This is a genomic window from Streptomyces jumonjinensis (assembly GCF_009600885.1).
Taxonomy (GTDB): domain Bacteria; phylum Actinomycetota; class Actinomycetes; order Streptomycetales; family Streptomycetaceae; genus Streptomyces; species Streptomyces jumonjinensis.
In genome coordinates this window covers 1-6,726 of record NZ_VCLA01000084.1, presented here as the reverse complement: position 1 = coordinate 6,726, position 6,726 = coordinate 1, and the positions used below count along the sequence as shown (strand labels likewise).

Sequence of the window (6,726 nt, the reverse complement as noted above, 5' to 3'; positions counted from 1 at the left end):
GGGGCTCCGTGCGGGCGGGGCCGTCGCGGCGTGGTGAGGGGAGTTATCCACAGGCGGACGGGGACGGGAGCGCTCTGTCAGACCCCTCACCTACTGTGATCGCCATCGAAACCGGTACGTCGGGGAGGCGGTCTTGCCATGGGCTGGATCGAGACAGAAAGCGGTGGGTACACCGTGGCGCTGGACGGCACGGCCGTGCTGTGCCGGAATGCGGCGGGACGGCAGCTGAAGCAGGTTCCGCCCAAGCTGCGGGACGACGCCGTGGTGGTGCGGCTGCGGCAGCTGTCGGAGTGGCTGGATCGGCATGAGAGGGAGTGCGCGGAGCAGGTGGACGCCTGGCTGGTGCGGTCACTGCCGGTGCCGGTGGCGCTGCTGGCGCGGGTGTGGCCGGACGCGGCCTGGCAGTCGGCCCTGCGGGATCTGGTGGTGGCGCCGCTGGGGGCGGACGGCACGGCCGGGATGGAGAGCGCGGGGTTTCTGCGGGACGCGGACGCGGACCGGGGGGTCGGGATCGTCGATCTGGACGGCGATTCGGTGCGGCTGGCGTGCGAGAGCGTGCTGATCCCGCATCCGGTGCTGCTCGAAGACCTGGACGACCTGCGGGAGTTCGCGGTCGAGCTGGGTGTGGAGCAGCGGGTGCAGCAGCTGTTCCGCGAGGTGTGGCGGCGGCCCGCCGAGGTGACCGGCCATGAGTGGCAGGCGTACGCCAAGGGGAAGTTCGAGCAGCTGCGGCATGCCACGGCGCGTGCGGTGACGATGGGGTACCGGGTGCGCGGCGGTCAGGCGCTCTGCCCGCTGGTGGAGGACGGCCGGTCGCTGGAGGCGGCGTACTGGCTGGGGGCCGACTATCCGGACGCCGAGGCGCACACCGGGGCTCTGGAGTGGCGGGACCAGGACGGGCGGCGGCTGCCGCTGGCCGAGGTGGGGCCCGTCGCCTGGTCGGAGGGCGAGCGGATGGCGGCGCTGCTGTACGCGGGCCGCGTGGTCGTGGCCGAAGAGGAGGCGCTGCGATGAGCGGCCCGGAGCCGCGGGGCACCGCCGCGGACATCGGTACAGGCACGGGGACGACGAGCGCGCAGAGCACTGCTGGGGGATCGATGGACGGGCTGTTGGAGACCGGCGGGGTGCTGCCGCTCGGCGGGTACTCAGAGGGGGCGGCCGGAGCGGCCGGAGCAGACGGTGCGTCCGGAGCGGGCTCGCGCCGGCGCGCCGAGGCGGTCGATGTGCTGACGGCCCGGGCGTATGGGCATCAGGCGCTCGACGGGCGGACGGTGGTGCGGCTGGTGCCGGAGTCCATCGCGCCCGCGGAGGATCTGGCGCTGGAGTACCTCGGGTTCACGGGCAGCGGCTCGGCGCCGGTCGGCCTGGTGAAGCCGCGGTCGCTGGGCTTCCCCGCCTGGGCCCTGGTCAACGACCCGGCCCAGGGGCGCCACGCGCTCGCCGTGGTCAAGGAGATGGAGCGGCTGACGCGCCAGGTCAGCAGCAAGCCCGGGCTGGCGAAGGAGGGCTTCGACGAGATCGGCGAGCGGCTGGACCGTTCCGTGCCGCAGTTCCTGCCGACGTACTACGAGCAGGTGGGGAGGCTCTTCCTCGCCGCCGAGGCACGCCAGCAGGCCTCCGTGTTCTTCGGAAAGGCGCGGGCGGCCGAGCAGCGGCACGCGCTGCCGGTGGACGAGGAGCGGCTGCGGGAGGTGTTCCTCGAATTCGCGGCGGCGGGCGCGCTGAGCGGCAAGGCGCTGCGGGAGTACGCGAAGGGGCTCGCCGCGCGGCTCTCGCCCGAGCGGGCGTACGCGGAGTTCCGGCGGGTCTCCTCCCAGCGGTGCGCCGCCGGGCTCACTCCGTACGCGGGCATGCTGGAGGATCTGCGGCGGCTGGCGAAGGGCGCGGGGCTGGACTCCGCCGCCGAGGAGCGCTCGCTGATCAGGGAGATCATCCACACCGGGGCGATGAGCCGCGCGTCGGGGACCTTCTGGAAGTCGGCGCTGCCCGCGCTCGCCGTCGTCGCCGCCGAGGACCCGGCCGTGCGGGAGCGGCTGCTGTCGCTGCTGCCGGAGGCGGGCGGGGAGCACACGGAGGAGTTCGACGGCTCCTGGCTGGAGCTGCTGGAGCGGTGCGGGGCGATCGAGCTGCTCCTGGACGGGACGGTGCCGGCCGCCGACTGGCTGTCGTCGTGGAGCCGCTACCGGCACCGCGGCTGGAACGATCTGAAGCGCCTCCCCTCCGAGCTGACCCTGGTGGAACGGCTGGCGGAGCGTCTGATCGCGGACGGGAAGCCGCTGAAGCTGCTGCGCGGCGGCTGGCGCACCACGGTCGATCTCGATGTTCTCGACCTCTGTCTGTCCCTGGGCGTCCCGGTGCATCCGCCGGGCGACGACATGGAGAATCTGGAGCTCGGCTCCTGGCTCGCGGACGAGCGGGAGGGCCGCCGCGATCTGGCGGCGCTGGCCGCCGACGACCGGTTCGCCCGGCTGCTGCGGGGCGGGGTGGAGCGGCTGGCGGGCAGCGGGGACGAGCCCTCGGGCCGGCTGAAGCGGATCGCGGGGCACCCGGCGCTGCGCCAGGTGCTCGCGGCCTGGATCGCCGACCGGGCCGACGACCTCGGCCGCCCGATCGGGCTTCCGGAGCTGGACCGCCAGCTGAAGCGGCTGGCGGCGGTCGCCTCGCCGGAGACGCTGGCGACCGCCCCGGAGGCGGTGGCCCGGATCGCCGCCTTCTCCCCGGCTCAGGCGCTGGCGCGCACGCTCCGCGCCGGGATCCTCGACGAGCTGGGCTGGCCCGCGCTGGAGGAGGCCCTGGGGGAGCTGGGCGAGACCGGCCGGCAGGCCACGCGGTGGCAGGGCAGGGACGACGACGAGTGGTACGCCCTGGCGGACGCGTGGCCCGCGCTGGTGGTCCGGCTGGGGCTGCGGGCCGCGGCGGTGGGGCCGCGCGCGGTCCTGGACCGGCTGACGCTCTCGCTCCCGGCGGGCAGGGCCGGCTCCTGGGGCAGCCCGGCCGTCCGCTATGTCGGCGGCCAGTGGCTCACCGTCAACGGATACGGCGAGGACCGCAGGGGCCGCTGGTCGGGGCGGGCCGCCGAGGTCTTCACTCCGGACGGACCGCTCCGGGATCACTGGGTGGGCTATCAGACGCCGTCCCTGGAACTGTCCGACGGCTCCCGCACCTTCGGCGGGCGGCCGGTCCACGCGGGCGACACCGCGTTCGCGAGCGAGCTGCGGCCGGTCGCCTCCGACGGCGTCTCCGTCTGGGTGCTGCACGAGCGGGAGTGGTGGGACTACGACCCGGGGTCGGCCCGCCGGGGCCGGGTGTCCATGCCGTCGTTCTTCGACTCGGCGCTCGCCGAGCGGCGGGGCACCGCCCTGCTGCCGCGCTTCTGCCGGCTGCTGCCGGCGCGGCCGGGGCTCGAAACCTCGCCGTTCGGGGCCGCGGACGGGCTGGTCGGCTGGTGGGTGCGGTTCGATCCCCAGACGCGCACCCTCACCGCCTGCTCGGTGGACGGCAGCCGCAGTCCCGCGGTGAAGGTCCCGAAGGGCTCCCGTCCCGAGCATATGAATGAGGGGATTCCGCTGCCGCCCCTCCGGCTGCCCGGCGGCGCCGCGCTGCACGGGCGCGAGACCCGGGGCTATGACGGGAAGGTGGAGCTGTACGACGCCGACGGCGTCTGGCTGGCCTCCGTCCCCGAAGGCGGCCGGCACGAGGTGTACGCGGGCGGCACCCCGCTCGTGGCGCCGGTCGGCCACTGGCATGCGCTGCTGCCGCGCGACGAGCGGGGTTCGGCCGTGCTGCGCGCGGTGACCGAGGCGGACGCCCGGGCGCTGCTGACGGCCGTCGCGGAGGGGACCGAGCCCGCCGACGCGGTGCGGAAGCTGCTGCCGGAGATCACCCACCCGGGGCTGATCGCGGGAGTCGCCGGATTCGTGGGCGAGGCCGCGCGGCACGCCCAGCGCATCGGCGCCTTCGCCGAACGGGCGCGCGAGGACCGCGAGGAGGGCCGGGCGGACGGCCGACCGGCGGTGCGGAGCGCCTATGACGGCCCGTTGCGGCAGGCGCTGAACGGCCTGACCGGCACCCGCTACTTCCATGGGATGCACTCCTGGGAGCAGGACGACAGCTCCGCCATGAGTCAGCTCCGGGCGTTGCGGCGGGTGCTGGCGCCGGGCGGCGGCGACAGCGGGGAAGGCGTCGGCGAGGAAGGCGTCGGCGACAGCGGTGTGCGGTGGCTGTCCCTGCCCGGCGCCGGACTGGCGGGGGCCGCCGTGCTGGCGGCCTCGCCGACGACGCCCGCCAAGAACCGGGAAGCGCTGCTGGAGTTCCTCGACGCCGCGCTGGAGGTGCGGACGGAGGGGGACGACGCGGTCCTCATCGACCCGCGCGGACGGCTGCGGACCGTCGAGCTGAAGGGCGACGCGGGCGGCGAGCCCGGCCGCCCGGTCGGCACGGTCCGCCGCTCGGGACCGCGGACCCTGCTGATCACGTCCGTTGTGCGGACCCATGACGCCTGCACCCACTGGAACTGCCTGGAGTACGACCCGGTGGGGGCCTTCGGCGGCTGGGACGGCCTCACCGAGGCCGGCTCCACGGTGCTGGGCGCCGCCGGGGACCCGGCGCGGGCGGACTCGGTGCGCCGCCTGATCGACGGCGTACGGGAGCGTGGGCCGCTGCCCTACCGGCCGGAGCAGGCGCAGGAGTTCGCGGAGCTGGTCGGCGTGGGGGCGGCGACGGCCGCGCTGGTCCTGCTCGGGCTGCCGGGGATCGACGGATACGGCCGGGACGGACTGCTGTCGGCCGACTATCTCGCGCCCCTGGGGCTCAAGACCCCGGACGCCAAGTCGGCGCGCGCCGTGCTGAGCGACTTCTCCCGCGCCGACCGGCAGCGGTACACGGGGCTGCTGCTGCCCGGGGACCCGGAGCGGGTGGACGGGCTGTGGACCCGGGGCTTCGATCTGGAGCCGCTGACCGGGGCCTGGGCAGCGGCGCGCGGCAGGCGCCGTGCCACGCCCTCCTGGCTGACCGCGCGGGCCGTGGCCGAGTTCAGCGCCGACCCGGGGCTGGACGCCGCGCTCAACCCGGAGGCGCAGCCGGAGCTGACCGGCCGCACCGAGCAGCGGCTCGACGAGGACGGCGAGCTGACGCCCGCCGACCCGGAGCGGCTGCTCACCGGGGAGTCCCTGGCGTCGTATGCGACCGCGCTGCGCTGGCTGGCGTACCGGCTGCCGTTCGGGGACCCGCTGCGCGCGGTGCTGCCGGAGACGGTGCGGATGCTGCGGGAGCGGCTCGGCGATCCCGGGCTGCTGCTCGATCTCGGGGTGGGCTGGGACAGCGAGGGCAAGTCCGCCTCGATACGCGTCCGGGAGGCGCTCGGTCTCGCCCGGCGTGCCGGAGGGGCGGCGGAGGGGCTCGTCGCGGCTTCGGACGCGGTGGTGCTCGCGCCGATGAGCTATCGCGCGGAGTGGGACGAGGTGTGGGTCCGGCCCGCCGCCCTCATGACCGGGGAGCACGCGGGGCCGGACCATCCGGCGCTGAAGCTGCTGCTGGCGGTCTCGGGCGGCACATCGGAGCTCACCGCGCTGCGCGCCCTGCTCGGCGAGGAGCTCCTGGCGCTGGTGTCGGCCGACGGTCCGCCGGGGGCGGCGCAGCACCCGGCGCGCAGCGCGCCGGAGCAGGTGGCGTCGGCGGCCGGGCGGTTCGGGCTCTCCGAGGACGCGGCGGCGCTCTATCTGATGCTGCTCGCGCTGCCCGACCCGAGCGACCGGAACCAGGCGGAGTGGACCGGCTGGAAGCCCGCCCGGCTGAAGAAGGCCCGCGCGGAGCTGGCCGCCGCCGATCTCGTGGTGGAGGCCAAGCGGGCGCGGGCCGGGCGGTCGCTCTTCCTGCCCGGCGGCTGGCTGGAGGCGAAGTCGCCCCGGCTGCCGCTGGAGAGCTGGAAGTCGGCGCTGCTGCCCGGCGGTCACGGCTTCACGGTGCCGGACACCACGGTCGCCGAGCTGTTCCGGGCGGCCTGGCGGCGGGTGGAGGACGGCGATGCGCCGGGGTTCGAGGAGTTCAAGGGGCGTAACGCCCGGAAGGGCAGGGGTGGGTCGCGATGAGTGAGCGGACTGCGGCGGAGGCGCCGCGGGCGGCCCGGCAGATCGAGCTGCCGGAGCACAGATACGCGCGGGAGCTGGAGTTTCTCGCGGCGTACGACCAGGGGCCGAGGCCGCCGGGCTGGCGGATGACCCCGCGCGCGGTGGTGCTGTTCGTGTGCGGTTCGGACGACGAGCCGCTGCGGGCCGCCGACGGCGGCCGGCTGACGGTGTCGCGGAAGTTCGTCGGCGACCGGGCGCTCGTCGAGCGGTGTGTGGTGACGCTCGCGGGTGAGCGGGGGCTGCTGCTCGTCGGCGAGCCCGGCACCGCCAAGTCGATGCTGTCGGAGCTGCTGTCGGTGGCGGTGTGCGGCACCAGCGCGCTGACCGTCCAGGGCACCGCGGGCACCACCGAGGATCAGCTCCGCTACGGCTGGAACTACGCGATGCTGCTCGCCAAGGGCCCGAGCCGGGAGGCCCTGGTGCCCTCCCCGGTGCTGACCGCGATGGTCCGGGGCGCGGTCGCCCGGGTGGAGGAGGTCACCCGCTGTCTGCCCGAGGTGCAGGACGCGCTGGTGTCGCTGCTCTCGGAGCGCCGGATGTCCGTGCCGGAGCTCGCGGGCGGCGACGGCGCCGACGGGACCGTGCACGCGGTCCCGGGCTT

Annotated in this window: 3 protein-coding genes; all 3 read left to right on the top strand. The window is 75.5% G+C overall.

What is annotated here, in order from left to right:
• Positions 1-138: 138 nt before the first annotated feature.
• Positions 139-1,014: a DUF4132 domain-containing protein gene (locus FF041_RS10125; RefSeq protein ID WP_153522240.1), complete on the top strand. Its 876-nt coding sequence runs from the start codon at positions 139-141 to the stop codon at positions 1,012-1,014.
• Positions 1,011-6,086 carry a hypothetical protein gene (locus FF041_RS10120; RefSeq protein ID WP_153522238.1) on the top strand — a complete coding sequence of 1,692 codons (5,076 nt, stop codon included), beginning with the start codon at positions 1,011-1,013 and terminating at the stop codon, positions 6,084-6,086. Before FF041_RS10125 ends, FF041_RS10120 begins: the two co-directional genes overlap by 4 nt.
• On the top strand, positions 6,083-6,726 hold a 644-nt coding region (locus FF041_RS10115), incomplete at its 3' end, for an ATP-binding protein (RefSeq protein ID WP_153522236.1). The genes FF041_RS10120 and FF041_RS10115, both read left to right, overlap by 4 nt.